At 62.5% G+C, this 18144-nt stretch carries 21 protein-coding genes and 1 tRNA gene; 9 read left to right on the top strand and 13 right to left on the bottom strand.

The features are described 5' to 3' along the window. Window positions 1-995 (top strand): hypothetical protein (locus tag Q0X85_RS02685; RefSeq protein WP_297768639.1); only part of this gene is annotated, 995 nt, incomplete at its 5' end. Between the two features lie 262 nt (window positions 996-1257). Further along, window positions 1258-2328, top strand: coding sequence for a BamA/TamA family outer membrane protein (locus Q0X85_RS02680; protein ID WP_297768636.1), 1071 nt, complete (start codon window positions 1258-1260; stop codon window positions 2326-2328). Window positions 2329-2791: 463 nt separating this feature from the next. Here Q0X85_RS02680 and Q0X85_RS02675 read toward each other — a convergent pair whose 3' ends face one another. The 4 genes from Q0X85_RS02675 to Q0X85_RS02660 form a co-directional block, all read right to left on the bottom strand. After that, the gene (locus Q0X85_RS02675; protein WP_297768633.1) at window positions 2792-3115 is read right to left on the bottom strand and encodes a hypothetical protein; all 324 of its coding nucleotides are present in this window, start codon (window positions 3113-3115) and stop codon (window positions 2792-2794) included. Between the two features lie 2 nt (window positions 3116-3117). Further along, window positions 3118-3819 (bottom strand): DUF6538 domain-containing protein, encoded by a 702-nt coding sequence (locus Q0X85_RS02670; RefSeq protein WP_297768630.1) that lies wholly within the window; start codon window positions 3817-3819, stop codon window positions 3118-3120. Window positions 3820-3901: 82 nt separating this feature from the next. Further along, a tRNA-Ala gene (locus tag Q0X85_RS02665) sits at window positions 3902-3977 on the bottom strand. Between the two features lie 84 nt (window positions 3978-4061). Then, entirely contained in the window at window positions 4062-4388 is a 327-nt protein-coding gene (locus Q0X85_RS02660; protein ID WP_297768628.1) for a TIGR02300 family protein, read from the bottom strand. Between the two features lie 112 nt (window positions 4389-4500). Here Q0X85_RS02660 and Q0X85_RS02655 point away from each other — a divergent pair, with 112 nt between their 5' ends. Together Q0X85_RS02655 and Q0X85_RS02650 are read left to right on the top strand one after the other, a co-directional pair. After that, on the top strand, window positions 4501-5193 hold the full coding sequence (locus tag Q0X85_RS02655) for a SprT family zinc-dependent metalloprotease (protein ID WP_297768625.1): 693 nt from the start codon (window positions 4501-4503) through the stop codon (window positions 5191-5193). A 30-nt stretch (window positions 5194-5223) separates the two neighbouring features. Further along, complete coding sequence (locus Q0X85_RS02650) at window positions 5224-5871, top strand: GntR family transcriptional regulator (protein ID WP_297768622.1); 648 nt, start codon at window positions 5224-5226, stop codon at window positions 5869-5871. Between the two features lie 4 nt (window positions 5872-5875). Here Q0X85_RS02650 and cbiB read toward each other — a convergent pair whose 3' ends face one another. From cbiB to Q0X85_RS02635, 3 genes are read right to left on the bottom strand one after another with little or no spacing between them, the layout of a single operon-like run. Further along, on the bottom strand, window positions 5876-6757 hold the full coding sequence (gene cbiB / locus Q0X85_RS02645; protein WP_297768645.1) for an adenosylcobinamide-phosphate synthase CbiB: 882 nt from the start codon (window positions 6755-6757) through the stop codon (window positions 5876-5878). A gap of 14 nt (window positions 6758-6771) precedes the next feature. Further along, entirely contained in the window at window positions 6772-7719 is a 948-nt protein-coding gene (gene cobD / locus Q0X85_RS02640) for a threonine-phosphate decarboxylase CobD (RefSeq protein WP_297768619.1), read from the bottom strand. Between the two features lie 5 nt (window positions 7720-7724). Beyond that, window positions 7725-8105 (bottom strand): DUF1636 domain-containing protein, encoded by a 381-nt coding sequence (locus Q0X85_RS02635; RefSeq protein WP_297768617.1) that lies wholly within the window; start codon window positions 8103-8105, stop codon window positions 7725-7727. A 168-nt stretch (window positions 8106-8273) separates the two neighbouring features. Here Q0X85_RS02635 and Q0X85_RS02630 point away from each other — a divergent pair, with 168 nt between their 5' ends. From Q0X85_RS02630 to Q0X85_RS02615, 4 genes are all read left to right on the top strand, one after another. Continuing rightward, window positions 8274-8651 (top strand): response regulator, encoded by a 378-nt coding sequence (locus Q0X85_RS02630; protein WP_366129148.1) that lies wholly within the window; start codon window positions 8274-8276, stop codon window positions 8649-8651. 109 nt (window positions 8652-8760) lie between these two features. Further along, window positions 8761-10275, top strand: coding sequence for a 2,3-bisphosphoglycerate-independent phosphoglycerate mutase (gene gpmI / locus Q0X85_RS02625; protein ID WP_297768614.1), 1515 nt, complete (start codon window positions 8761-8763; stop codon window positions 10273-10275). Continuing rightward, complete coding sequence (locus Q0X85_RS02620) at window positions 10272-11414, top strand: peptidoglycan DD-metalloendopeptidase family protein (RefSeq protein ID WP_297768612.1); 1143 nt, start codon at window positions 10272-10274, stop codon at window positions 11412-11414. Before gpmI ends, Q0X85_RS02620 begins: the two co-directional genes overlap by 4 nt. A gap of 3 nt (window positions 11415-11417) precedes the next feature. After that, window positions 11418-12761 carry a S41 family peptidase gene (locus Q0X85_RS02615; protein WP_297768602.1) on the top strand — a complete coding sequence of 448 codons (1344 nt, stop codon included), beginning with the start codon at window positions 11418-11420 and terminating at the stop codon, window positions 12759-12761. 259 nt (window positions 12762-13020) lie between these two features. Here the strand turns inward: Q0X85_RS02615 and Q0X85_RS02610 are convergent, their stop codons facing one another. From Q0X85_RS02610 to Q0X85_RS02585, 6 genes are all read right to left on the bottom strand, one after another. Next, window positions 13021-13263 carry a GNAT family N-acetyltransferase gene (locus Q0X85_RS02610; RefSeq protein ID WP_297768599.1) on the bottom strand — a complete coding sequence of 81 codons (243 nt, stop codon included), beginning with the start codon at window positions 13261-13263 and terminating at the stop codon, window positions 13021-13023. 236 nt (window positions 13264-13499) lie between these two features. After that, complete coding sequence (locus Q0X85_RS02605; RefSeq protein ID WP_297768597.1) at window positions 13500-14114, bottom strand: hypothetical protein; 615 nt, start codon at window positions 14112-14114, stop codon at window positions 13500-13502. A gap of 31 nt (window positions 14115-14145) precedes the next feature. Then, window positions 14146-14280, bottom strand: a complete 135-nt coding sequence (locus Q0X85_RS02600) for an aa3-type cytochrome c oxidase subunit IV (protein WP_297768594.1) — start codon at window positions 14278-14280, stop codon at window positions 14146-14148. 90 nt (window positions 14281-14370) lie between these two features. Then, window positions 14371-14823 (bottom strand): DUF6173 family protein, encoded by a 453-nt coding sequence (locus Q0X85_RS02595; RefSeq protein WP_297768593.1) that lies wholly within the window; start codon window positions 14821-14823, stop codon window positions 14371-14373. Between the two features lie 16 nt (window positions 14824-14839). Further along, on the bottom strand, window positions 14840-15883 hold the full coding sequence (locus Q0X85_RS02590) for an MBL fold metallo-hydrolase (RefSeq protein ID WP_297768591.1): 1044 nt from the start codon (window positions 15881-15883) through the stop codon (window positions 14840-14842). Then, window positions 15883-17601, bottom strand: a complete 1719-nt coding sequence (locus Q0X85_RS02585) for an acyl-CoA dehydrogenase (protein WP_297768588.1) — start codon at window positions 17599-17601, stop codon at window positions 15883-15885. The genes Q0X85_RS02590 and Q0X85_RS02585 overlap by 1 nt, the downstream gene beginning before the upstream one ends. Window positions 17602-17736: 135 nt before the next feature. On the opposite strand from Q0X85_RS02585, the gene Q0X85_RS02580 reads away from it, so the two are divergent. Further along, window positions 17737-18144, top strand: a 408-nt coding sequence (locus tag Q0X85_RS02580; RefSeq protein WP_297768585.1) for an L-threonylcarbamoyladenylate synthase, incomplete at its 3' end; no start/stop codon positions are given.

Genomic DNA, 18144 nt, shown 5'->3' with positions numbered 1-18144 from the left:
GCTTTGCCGACATGCCGTTCCTGCTTCACCTGCCCGTACTGTCTCGATTTCTTCTCGGGATCGGTTTGCTGATTGCGATGGAACCCGTTGCAGAGGCTCAACTCGGCACGGTCTTGCGCCCTCTGCTCAGCCCGCCGTTACTCGCGCCCGGGGCACAAGCGGCGGCAGCATCGGCCGCGGCCCTTGCGGTTCGGCGGCGCAATTCGCGTCTGGCAGAAATCGTGTGTTTCGTCGTGGCCTGCGGGTGTTCGGTCGGTGCGGGGGTTGGCCTCAGCGATTTTGACGAAAACTCATGGGCCTTCATCTCGGGCAGTGGCGGGGACCGTTTTTCCTACACTGCGCTGTGGTGTCTTTGGGTCAGCAGTCCGATCTATTTCTTCCTCGTCGCGCGATGGGTCTGGCGTATCCTGATCGTGGCGCTGCTTCTCAAGTCGATCGCCGCTCTTGAATTGCGCCTGAGCGTCACCCATCCGGACGGGGCCGGCGGAATCGCCTTTGTCGGCGGATTTCCAAATGCCTACACCCTGTTCGTGCTTGCGCTCAGCTGTAACCTTGGAGCTGCAATCGCCGAACATCTGAATGCCCAGACCATCACCACGACAATCTTTACTGCCGTCATGATCACTTGGGTCATCCTCACCAACGGTCTGCTGGCCTTGCCGGCGCTGTTTTTCACCAAGCCACTCGGAGAGCTGAAGCAACAGACACTGGATGTCTCCCAGGCCCAGGCGACGCGCCGCCAACAGGCCGAGGAGCACAGCGTGTTGGGCACGCGTATCAGTGATGCCACGCAAGAGGAGATCAGCCAGGCCGCGTCCCTCGCCGACCCTGGCATTATATTCAAGGCGGCCCGCGACCTGTCCACCGTCCTGATTCAGCGCGCCTCGCTTCTTCCCATCTCAGCCGCCGCCGTGCTTCCCGTGTTCGCCGCCGGAGCGACGCAACTACCCCTGAAGGATCTGTTCCAGATCCTGCGCAAACTCCTGTTGTTCTGAAGATGGCGCGACCGGGCGATCACCCATGGCATGGCGTTTTGCGCGGCTCGACCTTTCGAGGGGGCTTCCCTTGATCCGGGCCGCCATTTGTAAATCCATTCGGAGACGATCAGCAGTGAGGAATTGTTGAATGTCCATTCTACGCACCATCTGGTCAAGATCAGAGACCTTGCGGGACAGGAGCGGGCACGTCCGTGCCCAAAAGCGACGGGTGGCAAGACCCCTGCGATCAATCGCAGCCAGGGGGCTATGCCTGTGCGTCATGATGGGACAGCCGGCTACGGTGACCGCCTCAGAGAGCAATCTCGATCACAAGATGGCGCCGCTGACCGATGCCTCTTCCCAATCGGACTTCGGCCTCCGAAGCGGCTCTCTGATCGTCGCCCCGGTCCCGTTCAGCGATCCGATGATCGGCAACGGTCTCGCCCTCGGGGCCGGGTATCTGTTCACGATTGACGAAGGGTCGGACCCATCCATGCTGGGTGTCGGGTATCTGCGCTCGGACAATGGCTCGGAGGGTTACGCGCTTACGTTCAACCTGGCCTTTCTGGACAATCGCTGGTCCATTGGGGCAACCTATATCGACGCGGATATTGACTACGACCTGATCACCTCCTTCGGAGACGTCCCGATCAATCAGACGGGCGAGTTGATCAAGGTCAAGCTGATGTATGGCATCACACCGGATTTCCATCTGGGCGTAAGTGCGCGCTATCTGGAATCCAGCATCGGGTCTTCTGACCCGGTTTTTCCAAACCTGCCACCGAATGTTCGCTTGCCGAACCAATTCTCTACGGTCGGTTTAGGCCTGGTCGCGGATTATTCCACCGTTGATGACAAGATCTACCCGACCTCAGGCTTAAACCTCGCTTTTTCAAGCACTTATAACGAACCATCCGGCAGGTTCGGTGAAGATTACGTCAAATCCATCCTGACCTATGACACCTACCTTCCCACAAGCGACACAGGCGTTATTGCGATCCGGTCGGTCGCATGCTCGGCCCCGGGACGCGTCCCATTCTACGATCTGTGCTCGCTCGGCGGCACCGATGCGTTTCGCGGCTTCAACATCACCCAGTTTCTCGACAACGCGCTGCTCTCCACACAGATCGAGTATCGCAAGAGACTGGGCAAACGGATCGGGGTCGTCGCCTTCGGCGGTGTGGGCGCGGTCGGCGGCGGGTTGGACGACCTTGATGATGCCGGATCGGCCGTCGGCCTGGGCCTGAGATACAGGGTCTCCAAGACGTTTCCGGTCGACTTTGCCATTGATGGATCAGTCAGTGATGAAGGAGACGGTTTGCTCTACATCTCCGTGGGACAGAGATTCTGAGGATGGGCCGATGAGACGCAATGAGCGGATTGGCTCCTGCAACATCGCGCAGGAGCATTGGTCTGCAGCACTCAGTGCCTGCTGCGCATTCCGCCAACGAGATACTCTCCACCAATAAAGGAGGACTTGCTCGTATTGACTCGAATGGTTGGACCTGCGGTCACCCAAGTCAGTGCTTCTTCTGAACGCCTGGGCACTTCATTTGTCCCGGTGCAAAGAAGATCCTTAGTTGTGTCTGAATGGCGGGTTTTCACGAAGCTACTCGGTTGGTGCGCGACCGCAGCGAATGGCCGGAATCCGCCGACCTTTGCGTTTTGCGTTGCGGGCAGGAGGCTCGGAGGTTCAGGAAAATACGCTCAATTAAAGTTCAATGTCCTCACGAGGAGCTCAACTCGAGATGTTCCGTTGCGCTGGAATGCCGCCGGTGGCCTATGTAATCATGCTCTTGGGGTAGCCCGCTCGCTCAGTGAACGCTGCGCCGTTTCTCTGAGTAACAACCAGCATATACTGGACTACTGAACAGCGCCTGCAACTGTTCCGTCGAGAATGGCTGCCGCTTGTGCCTCGCCGAAGTCGTATCATCCAGTTTCAGCCCGGCCACGATGTTGACGGGGACATCATCATACTCGCCGCTTGCCCACTCCCAGAACGCATTGAGCCTACCAAGCGCCTTGTTGATCGTCGCGATTGTGATGGTCTTCAAGTTGCATTTCTGCCCCCTCTCCACCGCCGACCTGAGATCGCCATTTCTCGTCTCAGGCATCTTGCGCCAGTTGGCGGGCAGCATTGTCAGAACGTCCTTGAACCAGAAGTGGCTGCAGAAGCTCTCACAGGCTGCAGCAGAGGCTCTGAGGGTGTTGGCACGACGTCACCCACATTGCGTTTGCGTTGGGCGTCTGCAGCCTCCACAGAGGCCTCTTGAATCGCCCTCACAACCTTGCGCCAATCAGATGAATGCGAGGCCAATCGAACCTCGATACCTTCCCAGCTCAAGACCTCTTCAGCCTCACCCGTGAAGAATTCGTCTTGTTTGCCACGAGCGAGATTTCCGCGCGTCACCTCGTCCATGTCTTCGATCAGTTCTTGGATTTCCTCGAATGATGGACGTGGCTTATGCTCCTTGGGTTCTTTGCCTGCAAAATTGGCGTCAGGCTCTTCGAACCCATCCAACCTGACCTCATCCTCCTCCAAGAGGTGACGCAAGTAGGCCTGTTTGACCGTGTCGAGTTGTTCCGGCGTGAGGTGATCCACACAAGGCGCGTTCTGCGCCTCCAGCCGACGCCGATGGGCCTCAAACTTCCGATCAACCCGCACCGCTTCGATCCGAACACGTCGTACCGCCTCGGTATAATCCTTCGTTTTGAGCGAGAAGGTTTCTTCAGCTTTCGGATACGTGTCTGCGATGTCTTTGGGGATGGCAGCGCGATGATAGTATACAGCGCCCCGGCGGTACAGACGGGTATGTCCGGGCATCCTTTCGAGGGTCTTCACTGTAACACCTCAGCGTAACAGTTCCCGAAAATTACCACGAAAAAACACCAACTTACTGGCCTCAAAGGGTTTTGGTGGTGGATGGTGGAGCCTAGGGGGATCGAACCCCTGACCTCTTGCATGCCATGCAAGCGCTCTCCCAGCTGAGCTAAGGCCCCAATTCCATCAGCCCGTCGGGCTGTGCGCCGCTATCTAGGCAAAGCGGCGGGCGGGATCAAGCAGAAAATCCCGCCCGAAGATGATTACATCTCGTTGTCTTCGGATGCGACGTCGGCGATCTCGTCGAGAGACACATCCTCGTCCTCGTCGTCTTCCAGAAGATCGTCGTCGATATCAACATCGACCTCGTCTTCATCAATCACCTCGGACTGGTCGCTGTCGGATTTTCCAGTCTTCAGCTTTTTGGTTTCCGCGTCTTCGGCGTCGGGTGTCATGGACCGCGTCTTGCCAGTGGCAAGCTCGACAACCTCGCCGGTATAGGGGCTGACGATCGGGTTCTTGTTCAGGTCGTAAAAACGCTTGCCGGTGGTTGGGCAGACACGCTTGACGCCCCATTCTTCCTTGGGCATGGGTGATCCCCTTTGAATCTCTGGTCTTGTCGACGATCCGCGCCACCTGCCATAACAATCGACAGCTGTCAAAGCCTTTGAGACGGTGTCCGGACCCTTATCAGGAGGCCATATGGTCGATCACGTGCTTGCGGGCAACCCCCCTGTTGAGCTTTGCCTCCGCCGAAGCCCGCGGGCGCGACGAATTTCGTTGCGGGTGTCCGGGCTTGACGGGCGCGTCACCTTGACTTTGCCGCGTGGTGTCAGCGAGGCGGAGGCGCTTGAATTCGCCCGGTCCAAGGAGGCGTGGTTACGCAATCATCTGGATGCGCGGCCGGCCTCGGTAAAGGTCGGCTTGGGCGCGGATATCCCGATCGCGGGACAACTCGTGCGAATCGCACCAGCCAGCGGGCGCCGTGTGGTTTTCGAAGATGGTCAAATCATGGTTCCGGGGCCAGCTGATGCCGTGGCCGCGCGGCTATCGGGATGGCTCAAGGCTCGCGCGCGCGACCGGCTCGTGGCCGCGAGCGACCACTATGCCGGACTGTTGGGCCGGGGCTATGCGCGCGTGACACTGCGCGACACGCGGTCTCGATGGGGCTCGTGCTCGTCCAAAGGGGCGCTCAGCTACTCTTGGCGACTGATCCTCGCACCGCCGGAGGTGCTCGATTACGTGGCCGCCCATGAGGTGGCGCATCTGGCCGAGATGAACCACTCTCCGGCTTTCTGGAAGCTGGTCGAGAGCCTGGCCCCGGATTACGACAGGCCGCGCAGCTGGTTGCGGCGGGATGGGGCCGCGCTGCATCTCTATCATTTCGGCGATTGACCGGAGCGAATTTTGTGATCACATGGGTGCATGTTGTTGCCACCTCGTCCGGATCCATCTCCGTCTGCCCATGACCGCGTCTACCGCGGATTACGCACGCGCATCATGCATGGCGAGATCGCGCCGGGGCAGTCACTTACCCTGCGTGGCATCGGCGCAGATTTCGGCGTTTCCATGACGCCCGCGCGCGAGGCGATACGCCGCCTGTCGGCAGAGGGCGCTTTGACCATGTCAAGTTCGGGCCGCGTTTCGACACCAGAGCTCAATAACGAAAGGATCGAGGAACTCGCGGCGCTGCGCTCGCTGCTTGAGGTGGAATTGGCAAGCCGTGCGCTGCCGCGTGCCCATATTGCGCTCATCGACAGGCTCCAGAGCATCAATGCCCGTGTTGCCGAGGATATCGCGCGACAGGATGCCGTTGCCTATATCCGGCGCAATCTCGAATTTCATCGGACGCTTTATCTGCGCGCGCAGGCGCCTGCGATGCTCGCGATGGCCGAGACCGTTTGGTTGCAACTCGGCCCGACGATGCGCGCTCTCTACGGTCGATTGCGGCGCAAGGACCCACCGCATTTTCATCGGCTGATCATCGCGGCGCTCAAGGCCGGGGATGAGCCGAGCCTGCGTCTCGCGGTGCGCTCGGATGTCACACAAGGGCTTAGAATGCTGGTGGGCTGATCGCTCAGACAGAGACGGCAATCAGCGCGGCCCCGATCAGGGCTGCCGCCCAGACCCGCCACAGCGCCCGGCAGGCCGCCAGTATCTCGGACTCGCCAATCGCGTGCCGACCAGTGCCGTTCACGTAGGGGAAATCCCGCAACTCACCATGATACGAACGTGGCCCCGACAGCGCGACCCCGAGCGCGCGCGCCATCGCCGCTTCGGGCCAGCCTGCATTGGGCGAGCGATGCTGGCGCGCCTCGGTCGCGACCATGCGCCAGGCCGACCACAGGCCGTGCGTTGCCAGAATGAGGCCCGCCGTCACCCGCGCGGGTATCAGGTTGAGCAAATCGTCAAACCGCGCCGCCGCCCAGCCGAACGCCTCGTGGCGGGGGGTACGGTAGCCGATCATGCTGTCGGCGGTATTGGTGATCTTGTAAAGCAAGAGCCCCGGCAGGCCGCCGAGCAAAAACCAGATCACCGGGGCGATCACCCCGTCGCTGAAGTTTTCCGCCGCCGACTCGATCGCGGCGCGTGCGACATCGTCGGGCCCCATCTCGCGTGTGTCGCGACCGACGATCTGCGCCACTGCGCGCCGCCCGTCGCCGAGCGATATCCGCAGGTCGCGCGCCACCGCCGCGACGTGGTCGACCAGCGAGCGTTGGGCCAACAGGATTGCTGCGCATATGATCTCGACCGCCGGGCCAAACTGCGCCAGCACCCATCCCAGCCCCAGCGCCAGGGCCGCCAGTCCCGTCATCGCTGCAATGCCCCGCGCGCGCCGCGCCTCTCCACGATTGAACGTGTGATCGCACCAGCCCACGGCGCGGCCCATCAGGACGGCCGGATGCGGCAGCCGTTGCCAGAGCCAGCGCGGCTCGCCCAGAACCGCATCGAGCAGCATCGCCAGAACGAGGGTCACACCGCGGCCTTGAGCCGGTCCCAGCTTGCCGCGTCGGGCAGGCCCAATCTGATCAGGTCCGTTGCATAGGGAAAGATCCGGGTCAGGATCTGGCGGTCCGCCAACTGAGCCTGCAAACGGGCGGCATTCTCGACGCGGTAGAGGCGAAAGAGCGCACATCCCCCCGCCGTCTCGGCCCCGACGCGCCACATCAGCGCGTCAAGATGTGCTGCGTCCTCGTTGAGGCGCGTACAGGTGTCGCGGGCCCAGCTCTCGTCGCTGAGTGCCCGTGCCCCGATCTCCAGCGCCGGGCCGGAGACCGGCCATGGTCCAAGCATCGTGGCAAGCCGGTCGATCAGGTCGTGAGGCCCGATTGCGAAACCGAGGCGTAGCCCGGCCAGCCCCCAGAACTTGCCAAAGCTCTTGAGGACGATCACGCCGGGCCGGTCGGCATGCCGGACCAGCGAACGCTCGGGCATCACATCGCAAAAGCTCTCGTCGATCACGGTGAGTGGCGCGCCCAGATCATCGGCATCGTAAAGCCGCCCGGTGGGGTTGTCGGGATGCACGATCACGCGGGCCTGCACCGCCTCGTCCGGGCGCGTGCGCGTCTCGATCACCCGCCAGCCATGTGACCGAAAGCTCGCAGCGTGTTCGTTGTAGGTGGGGCCGGGAATATGGACTGCGCCGGATGCGCAGAGCGCGGGCAGCCGCGCGATGAGCGCAGAGGCGCCGGGCGCGGCCAGCACGGCGGCACCTTCGGGAATGCGCCAGAAGCTTCGGGCGGCGACCTCAAGTGCCGTCTGCACGGCGCGGTCGGGCAGGGCGGTCCATGCGTCGGCGGAAATAGGGCCCACGGGGTAGGGCACGGGGTTTATTCCTGTCGAGAGATCCAGCCAGTCGCCCCGCGTGCCGCCATGTTGCGCGCGCGCCGCGTCGATGCCGCCACCGTGATCGCGGATCATGCCGCTCAGTCCTCCGGATCGCCGGGCAGCGGCGGGTGGCGGGTGACGAAATGTCCTTTCACCCCTTGTGGCCACTGCTTGTACGGGACTTGTCCGGTGGCGCTCTCGGCATGCAGCGCGGCGTAGTCCACGATGGCGTTCGCCGCCTCGGGATCGGGTGTGAAATTACCCAGCGTATAAGCCAGCTTGCCCGTGGCTTGGATGGCCACGTTGCAGCCATGGCTACAGCCCATCAGGCACGACACGCGCCGTGTGCGCAAATCGGCACGGCCCTCTGCCGCGCGCTCGACCAGCGTGGCGAGATCCTCGCCCTGAGGCCGTTCATGGGTCTCCGCGCTCCAGTCTTCGCGCTTGCAGGTATCGCAGATTGTGATCCAACTGGTCATCGTGGGGCCTTTCGTATTTCGCGCCGGCCCGTTCAAGCGGAAATCCGCACATTCCGCAAGGGTCTCGGGGCGGAAAGCGTCCCAACGGATCGACGCCAGCGATTTGATAGGTCATGCTGCTATGAAGATCAGGCGATCGGCGACATTTTCAGATAGGAAAACGGCGCGATGCAGGGTGCGATAAAAGTTCTCATTGTCGAAAGCTGCGTAGACCTTTCCAAACTATGGCAGGCTCACATGGTGCGGCAGGGCATGGAGGTCAGCCTGGCTGACGATCAGGCGAGCGCCGTCAAGGCGCTCAATACCGGTGCCTATGACGTGATCATCCTCGATCTGGTACTGGAGCGGGGCAGCGCGCTCGCGGTGGCCGATCTGGCAAGCTACCGCTACCCGCAGGCACAGGTGATTTTCGTCACAAGCACGAGCTTCTTTTCCGACGGGTCGATCTTCGAGTTGAGCGCGAATGCGCGGGCGCATTTGCAGAGCGACATCGCGCCCGAGGACCTGACCGCGCTGGTCGAACATTGTGGCCGAAGCAGCGAATGACACCCTATGCTGGCAGGTGCGCGGCGAGAGGGCAAAGCCGCTTCACCCCGCGCGCCCGACGCGTTAGAAGACGGTCGAACAGACCGTCCGATAACCGCCTGGAGAAAGCATGCCCAAACCCGTCGTCCTGTGTATCCTAGATGGTTGGGGCCTCAACGACAGCCCAGAGGCCAACGCCCCGCATCTGGCCCAAACCCCTGTTTTCGATAGGCTAATGGCGACGTGTCCGCATGCCACTCTGATCACCCACGGCCCCGATGTGGGCCTGCCCCGCGGGCAGATGGGAAACTCTGAGGTGGGTCATACGAATATCGGGGCCGGACGGGTGGTCGCGATGGATCTTGGCCAGATTGATCTGGCGATCGAAGACGGTTCTTTTTTCGAGACTGACGCGCTGCAACGCTTTATCGCCAAGCTGCAAGCGAGCGGGGGCAAGGCGCATCTCTTGGGGCTGATGTCGGATGGTGGCGTTCATGGCCACCTCAATCACATCGCGGCCGCCGCGCGCGCGATCACGCAGGCCGGTGTTCCGGTGGTGCTGCACGCGCTCACAGATGGCCGCGACGTGGCCCCGAGGTCAGCGCGGCAACAGCTGGATAAGTTGTTTGAAATCATGCCAGTGGGGGTCACTCTTGCGACAGTGACAGGGCGGTATTTCGCGATGGATCGCGATAATCGCTGGAGCCGTGTGCAAGAGGCATATGACGCTATCGTTGGGGGGCGTGGCCTGCGCTGTCGGGATCCGCGCATCGCCATAACCAATGCATATGCCCGCTCGGAAACCGATGAATTCATAACCGCGACCGTGATCGGCGACTACGCTGGTGCGCGCGACGGCGACGGGTTGTTTTGTCTGAATTTCCGGGCCGACAGGGCGCGTGAGATTTTGCAGGCGGTTGCCGATTCGGAGTTTTCGGCCTTTGATCGGGGCAGGGTGCCCGAATGGGCTACTCTGCTTGGCATGGTCGAATATTCCGAAGCGCTTAACGGCTGGTTCGATACGGTCTTTCCGTCGCGCGATATCGTCAATACGCTCGCGGATTGGGTTGCGGATCACGGACTGCGGCAATTTCACCTCGCGGAGACCGAGAAATATCCGCATGTGACGTTTTTTCTCAACGGCGGCAAGGAAGACCCGACAGCTGGCGAGGTGCGCTACATGGCCCCCTCGCCGAATGTGGCGACCTATGATTTGCAGCCCGAAATGTCCGCCGAAGAAGTGACGGATCATCTCGTCGAAGCCATTGACGAGGGCTATGACCTGATCGTGGTGAACTACGCCAACCCTGACATGGTCGGCCATACCGGCGATCTCAAGGCAGCGATGGCGGCCTGCGAGGCGGTCGACCGTGGGCTTGGCCGCGCGCTCAGGGCGTTGGAAGACGCGAAGGGAGCGATGATCGTGACCGCGGATCACGGCAATTGCGAGGTCATGGTCGACCCCGAGACTGGCGGGCCGCATACCGCCCATACGCTCAATCCGGTGCCTGTTATCCTGAAAGGGGCGCCTGAGGGCAAGACGCTCCGCGATGGCGGGCGGCTGGCAGATCTGGCTCCGACTGTGCTGGAACTCATGGGACTCGATAAGCCAAAGGAAATGACCGGGGAGACGCTTTTGGCATGAGGTGGACAGCATGTGTATGTGCCATTGCCGCGCTCTGTGCCGTCACGGCGCCTGTTGCGGCACAGGATCCGGGCGCCGCAGCGCGCGCGGCCGGCGATCAGCTTGGTCGCGCGGCAGAGGCACTGGCGGAGGCCGAGGGCGCGCAAAACCGTGTCAAGGCAATGACCCGGGTGATTGGTGCTTATGAAGACGGGCTCGAGGCGATGCGGGACGGCTTGCGTCGCGCCTCGCTGCGCGAGCGCGCACTTGGCGCGGAGCTGCAAGCGCGAGAGGACGAGATAGCCCGGCTTCTGGGGGTGCTTCAAACCATGGGCAACGCGCCGGTGCCGGTCCTGTTGATGCATCCGGCCGGGCCTGTTGGCACCGCGCGGGCGGGCATGATCCTGTCCGAAGTGGCCCCCGCGCTCGACGCGCGTGCCCTCGATCTGCGCGACAAGGTGCAAGAGTTGAGCGTGCTGCGTGTGCTTCAACAGAGTGCTGCCGACAAGCTTCAGGAAGGCCTTGAGGGTGTGCAGCAGGCGCGTACCGCCCTCAGCACGGCCATGGCCGAGCGCACGGACCTGCCAAGACGGTTCACCGAGGACCCGGTAAGGACCGCGTTGCTGATAGCCTCGGCCGAGACGCTCGAGGGGTTCGCGAGCGGCCTGAGTGAGATTGCGGTCGATGAGGCGCCTGGCAGTTTGCCAGACATGAGCGGCCGCAAGGGTGACTTGCCCCTACCCGCAGAGGGCGTGATCCTGCGCCGGGCGGGAGAGGCGGATGCGGCAGGTATCGAGCGCCCCGGCATTTTGCTTGCGACACGAGCCCGCGCTCTGGTCACAACCCCGAGTGCCGCCACGGTGCGATATCGCGGCCCCTTGCTCGACTACGGAAAAGTGATCATTCTGGAGCCACAGGCCGGGATTTTGCTGGTGTTTGCGGGGCTCGATGTTGTTTATGGTCAGACAGGGCAGGTCTTGCCGGGGGGAAGCCCGGTTGGCCTCATGGGCGGGGCAGGGGCCGAAGGCGACCTGTTGCTCGCTGCCGACGATCCGTTGCAAACGGGTGCCAGACGCACGCAAACGCTCTATATCGAGGTTCGGCAAGACAATTCTCCAGTGGACCCTCTCACGTGGTTCAAGACCGATAAGGATGGTTGAGACATGAAAAAATTCCTGATGGCTGCCTCCGCGGGCATTCTGACAGGCGCGGTGGTGACAACACAGGTGGCCGCGCCCCTGCTCGCACAAGAGGCCGAGTCGACGAACAACGTCTATGAACAGCTTGATCTGTTCGGCGATATCTTCGAGCGAATTCGCGCGCAATACGTCGAAGAGGTCGAGACCAAGGATCTGGTCGAGGCGGCGATCAATGGTATGCTGACATCGCTTGATCCGCATTCGAGCTATCTGTCGCCCGATGACGCCGAGAACATGCAGGTGCAGACGCGCGGTGAGTTTGGCGGGCTGGGTATCGAGGTCACGCAAGAGGATGGCTTCGTCAAGGTCGTCTCACCGATGGATGGCACCCCCGCCGATCAGGCCGGCATGGAGGCGGGCGATTTCATCACCCATGTGGATGGCGAGAGCGTGCTCGGCCTAACGCTCAACGAGGCTGTGGACCTGATGCGCGGCCCGGTGGGCAGCGAGATCATCATCACCGTGGTGCGCGAGGGCACGCCAGAGCCGTTCGACGTGTCGATCATCCGCGACACGATCAAGCTGACGGCCGTTCGGGCGCGCGCTGAACAGGATGCTGTGATTTTGCGCGTGACCACCTTCAACGATCAGACGTATGACAATCTCGAAAGCGGTCTGGCCGAAAAGGTAGAAGAGCTTGGCGGCTCCGACAGCGTGAGCGGGATTATCCTCGATCTGCGCAATAACCCCGGCGGGCTTTTGACGCAGGCGATCAAGGTCTCGGACGCATTTCTCGACAAGGGCGAGATCGTATCGACACGCGGGCGCAATCCGCAGGATGGCGAGCGTTTCAATGCCACGCCGGGCGATTTGACCGATGGCAAGCCGATCGTCGTCTTGATCAATGGCGGCTCTGCCAGCGCCTCGGAGATCGTGGCGGGGGCCTTGCAGGACCACCACCGCGCGATCGTGGTCGGGACCAAGAGCTTTGGCAAAGGCTCGGTGCAGACGGTGATGCCGCTGCGGGGCAATGGCGCGATGCGCCTGACCACATCGCGCTATTACACGCCGTCGGGGCGCTCGATTCAGGCGCTTGGCGTCAGCCCGGATATCCTCGTCGAGCAGCCACGCCGCACGCCGGCGACCGAGGAGGAGGATGAGGTCACGAACCGTCCAAGCCGGTCCGAGGCCGATCTGCGCGGTCGTCTCAACAATGACAGCCTGTCCGAGGACGAGATCAAGCAGATCGAAGAGGATCGCGCGCGCGCCGAACAGGCGGCGAAACTGCGCGAGGAAGATTATCAATTGGCCTATGCCATTGATATCCTGAGAGGTCTGTCGGTCATGGGCGGTGGCCAACCGGAGTAAGACTGTCGCAGTATCTGCGTCATGCGAAACCCCGTCCGCGCAGAGCGGGCGGGGTTTTTCTGTGCGGAAAGGGGGCCGCCTGTCTTTATGACCGTGCGGATGTTTGTGGTTCGTTTCCGGGATTGGCCAGACTACGTGCGTCAATGTGATGCTCGCCTGATTTGGCGGGTATACAGGGCTATTGAACGTCCATCAGATCGCAGAACGGCAAACATTCGATGTCGCACGCCGCGCCGGTGCCAAATCAACGCCGTTGGCCTCAGAGTGGCGACCCGTCGCTCTTTATCGCCTTTTCCATCGTCAGCGGATCTTTGCAGGAGGGCGCATAGCCACATGCACGGTAGAACAGCGCGGCGGTTTCTGTGCTTTCAACACGGCACCTGTTCAGCCCACTCATGCATGCGTGATACTCAAGGCTGTTCAGGATCGCCTTGCTGATCCCCGAGCAACGATACGTGGGATCGACGTAATTCAACAACACGTCGCCGTGCTGAGTGATCATGCCCACGCCGGAAACCTAGCCGTGTACCTCAGACACCAACACAGTGGCATCGTATCGAGCAATCCAATAGATCCACATCTCTGTTGTTTTGTTTGCCAGCCAGCCAGAAATAATCCTGGGATTGCCCCGGTGATCCGCGTGGCACAATTCAATAATGGACCGGCGTATGACATCCATCGCCAACGCGGCATCCCGCGTCGCTCCTCGCCGAATGATAATCTCGGCCCCGCCGCGCATTACCGTGCCTTGGCACGCTCCGGGTCCCATTCGGCAAGAATGTTGGAATTGTCGTCACTATCATATTCGTAGAGCGTTTCTTCGGTCACACCGGGGACCGTCGCGAAGGCGTCAGCGGTCTTGCGTGGCAACCAGGATGTGCCGACCTGCGCGGGAAACAATTCTGACAGGATACGCGAGGTTGCCAGCGAGCATTGCGCCTGTGGCACTGGCCCGTTCGCCTTGGCCAGCTGCATTGCGCGTTCGGCCTGCTCAGGCGAGACATCAAGCTGCTGAATTCGGACCCGGTAGGTCTTGCGCGCGTGGTAGCGGGTGTAGACATCGGCAACCGCCGGGGTGATGCCGTACAGGACATCGTTTCTCTCGGGCAGGTGGTCGCCCTTGTTGAACGAACCGGCAGGGTCGAAGATCACCCGCTGCGATCCGTTGATCATCAGCGAGGTATGCGCGCCGGACCCGTTATTATTGTTGAGCATCGTGAACATGGTCAGGCGCGGCGGGCCGCTATGCCGATAGGCCGCGCGCGCGACCTCTTCGTCCGGCGCCCAAACCGATTCGGCGGCACAACCTGCAAGCGTGGATGCGGCCACGAACGCCAGAATGAGAGACCGCATCATTTACCCCTACAGCAAGTCGCGGATTAGATCAGCCGTTGACAGCCGCGATAAAGAGCAGAACCGCGATACAGACAACTGCCGTATAGGTCACCCATTTGATGAAGCCCTCGAATGTCTTTTCCTGAACGTCGGTATTCATCTCACCATGCTTGTGCTCGGCCATGTCGCGTGTTCCCTTGTTCGCTGAACCCATGTTTCGGCTCGTCATTAATGCATTTGCCGCAGCCTGTCACGCCCCAAGCTGTCGCAGATTTCAGCCCTGTTCGAGATCCTGCGCGAGGCGAAAGCCGATGCGGGTGGGGGCCTCGGCCGGGGCCTTTTTGGGCAGGGCGCGCAGCATCACGTTGAGTTGGCTGACATGCTGGACAAGCTGCGTGCGCATGCCCATCTGATCCTGCCCGTAAAACGTGATGATGTCGGGATCGAAATAGCCCATCCCCTCGATCCGGATCACGCCCGCATCGCCCCCGGCGAATCCCATGGCGACCTCGTGTTCCTCGTCCAGGGTCTTCTCGAAATTCTGGATATAAAGGATCAGCCGCTCATAGGCCCATTGCGCCGCGCTCTTGCCACCCACCGGCTTTTGCGAGAGCGATTTGGCGGCGGTTTCGATACAGGGCTGGTCTGGGTCGGAATGCACCTCGTGGGCGCGCGGCATTGCTGCTGCTTCGGCATGTTCGGCGCTGGTGTCGATCTTGTCACCCATCGGGGTCTCCTCCCGGCTACTCGTCCTTGATCCGCCAGAGCCAAGCCTCGTCAGCGCGCCGCCAGCGGGTTACCTCGCCAGCGTGCAGCAAATGGTTGAGATGCGCAACGGCCTCGACCAAGGCCAGCCCATAGGTGCCCCGGTCGATGCGACGCTTGAAGAGCAGCGGAAAGCAGTCGGCGGCGGTGTGCGGTTCTTTGAGAAACGCGCGCAGCCGGTCGAGCGCGGCGTGATGATTGCCGCTGAGTTGCGCCATGCGCAGCGGCAGCCCGGTGAAGGGCAGCTTGTGGCCGGGCAGCACCAGGTGATCATCGCGGGCATGCATCGCCAGCCGGTCGCAGGCCGCCAGCCAGTCCGACAGCGGATCGGCCAGCGGTTCGGTCGGGTAGACGCCGATATTGGGGCTGATGCCGGGCAGGATCTGATCGCCCGCAAGGACCAGATTGTCGTCGCGCGACCAGAGCGTGACATGTTCGGGCGCATGCCCGCCGCCCATCCGCACATCCCAGTCGCGCCCGCCTGCGCGGATCACGTCGCCCTCTTTCAGCCTTGTATAGCCCACCGGGATGGGGGCGCAGATATCAGCGAAATTATAGGGGCGCTCGTGCTTGCGGTGCTCGTAGATCTCCGGGTCCATTCCGCCTGCGCGGGAAAAGGCGAGCGCCTGCGGGGTGGGGCGCTCCTCTACGTCGAGGATCAGCAGCCGTGCCAGCAGCCAGCTTGTGCGCGAGGCCCAGAGGTCGGCGTCAAACCGCTCCATGAACCAGCCCGCCATGCCGATATGGTCGGGGTGGTGGTGGGTCAGGATCACGCGCGAGACGGGCTTGCCCTGCAATGGGCCAGCCAGAATATCCTCCCACAGCGCAACGCTGCGTTTTGAATGGATGCCGGTGTCGATCAGGGTCCAACTGTCGCCCTCATCAAGCGCGTAGACATTGACGTGATCGAGCACCATCGGCAGCGGCAGGCGCAGCCAGAGCACGCCGGGGGCGACCTCGGTGGCCTCGCCCTGCGCGGGCGGCTCTGCCCACGGGTGGCGGATATGCGCGCCGCCATCCATCAGGCTGCAAAATCCTCGGGCGTGAGCGCGTAGAGGTCCGCAGCCCCGACCGTGGCATGCGCCAGATGCCCGGCATGCTCGGGCAAGAGGCGGGTGATGTAGAACCGAGCCAGCCTCGTGCGCGGGCCCTCGCCGCCTTCGGCCTGTGCCGCCTTGAGGTGAAAATGCGCGCCAAGGATGCGGGCAAAGCCGCGCAAGTACGGGATCGCCCCGGCAAAGCGCTGCGTCATGTCATCCTGCGCCAGCATCCAGTCGGTCGCTTCGCGCAGGCTCTCGGTGGCCTGCCAGACGGATTCGGCCAGTTCGGGCAGAGCGCCACGCGCCGCCTCTGCCGCCGCCTGCATCTCGTCAATGAGGGCAAAGGCGGCCTCGCCCCCGTCCATCAGCTTGCGGCCCACCAGATCCATCGCCTGAATGCCGTTGGTGCCCTCGTAGATCGCGGTGACGCGGACATCGCGCAGATATTGCGCCGCGCCGGTTTCCTCGATGTAGCCCATGCCGCCATGCAGCTGCACGCCGGTATTGGCGACGTTGATGCCGGTCTCGGTGCCGCAGACCTTGGCAATCGGCGTCAGGAGGGCGGCGCGCGCGGCCCAGTGTTTGGCTCCGGTCGCCGTCTCCATGTCGATGGCCTGCGCGCAGGCGAGCGCGATGGCGCGGGCGGCGAAGATCTCGGATTTCATGCCGGCCAGCATGCGGCGCACATTGGCGTGGCCGATGATGGTGTCGGGATTGTCCTTGTCGGGGGTGTGGCCCTGCTTGCGCTCTTGGGCATAGGCCAAGGCGTGCTGATAAGCCCCCTCGGCCACGCCGATGCCCTGACCGCCCACGCCGAGCCGGGCGTTGTTCATCATGGTGAACATCGCGCGCATGCCCTGATGCGCCTCGCCCACCAGCCAGCCGGTGGCCCCGTCATATTGCATCACCGCTGTGGGGCTGCCATGCAGGCCCATCTTGTGCTCAAGGCTGACGACATTGAGACTGTTGCGCGCGCCGGGGTTGCCGCTCTCATCAGGGATGAGTTTCGGCACCAGAAAGAGGCTGATCCCCTTGGTGCCGGGTACGCCATCGGGCAGGCGTGCGAGTACGAGGTGACAGACATTCTCGGTGAAATCGTTGTCGCCCCAGGAGATGTAGATCTTTTGCCCGGTGATCGCGTAGCTGCCGTCGCCATTGTCCTCGGCGCGGGTGCGCAGTGCGCCCACGTCCGAGCCCGCCTGCGGCTCGGTCAGGTTCATGGTGCCGGCCCATGTGCCGCTCACCAGCTTGGGCAGGTAGAGCGCCTTGAGCGTGTCCGAGGCATGATGCTCCAGCGCTTCGATCTGGCCTTGTGTCATCAGCGGCGCCAGTTGCAGCGAGAGGCAGGCCGCCGACATCATTTCGTTGACGGCCGTGGTCATGGTCATCGGCAGCCCCATGCCGCCATGATCGGGATGTGCGCTGATCGACACCCAGCCGCCGTCGGCAATGGCGCGGTAGCCCTCGGCAAAGCCCGGTGGCGTGCGCACCACGCCGTTTTCCAGCCGCGCGGGGTGCAGGTCACCGGCGCGTTGCAGGGGATAGAGCACCTCTTCGGACATGCGCCCGGCTTCGGTCAGGATCGCGGCGGTCATGTCCGGGGTCGCCTCGGCGAAGCGGTCAGTGCCCGTCACCTCACCGAAACCGATGACATGATCAAATAGGAACTGGTAGTCCTCGACCGGCGCACGATAGGGCATGTCTTTCATTCCTTTCCGTTGCGGGCGCGGCTTGGCATTCGTCGGGAACCGCTGTAAGCCGCCACGCGTCCGCTTTAGATTATCCCAAGGCACGGTGGCGGCAACCGAAACGCCGCGTCAGGTCAGGGGGCATATATGCCAAATGCAACCGAACTATTGCAAGCCGAAGCTGCGGGATATGCCCGCGCCGCCGCGATCTGGCACGCGGGCGGGCTGGTGGCTTTTCCGACCGAGACGGTTTATGGCCTTGGCGCGGATGCGCGCGACGATCTGGCGGTGGCGCGGATTTTCGAGGCCAAGGGGCGGCCGCGCTTCAACCCGTTGATCGTGCATGTCGAGAGTGCGGCACGCGCGCGCGACTACGTGGAATGGTCGAATATGGCCGAGATCGTGGCGAGTGCCTTCTGGCCGGGGCCCTTGACGCTGGTTCTGCCTTTGCGCGAGGGCGCGGGGCTGTCGCCGCTGGTCACCGCCGATCTGCCGACGCTGGCGGTTCGGGTGCCCGCGCACCCGGTGGCGCGCGCGCTGTTGCAGGCGTTCGGC

It is taken from the genome of uncultured Roseovarius sp., assembly GCF_947259555.1.
GTDB lineage: Bacteria > Pseudomonadota > Alphaproteobacteria > Rhodobacterales > Rhodobacteraceae > Roseovarius.
Note: the sequence above shows the minus strand (reverse complement) of the source record. Positions and strands in the feature narration are given on the sequence as shown.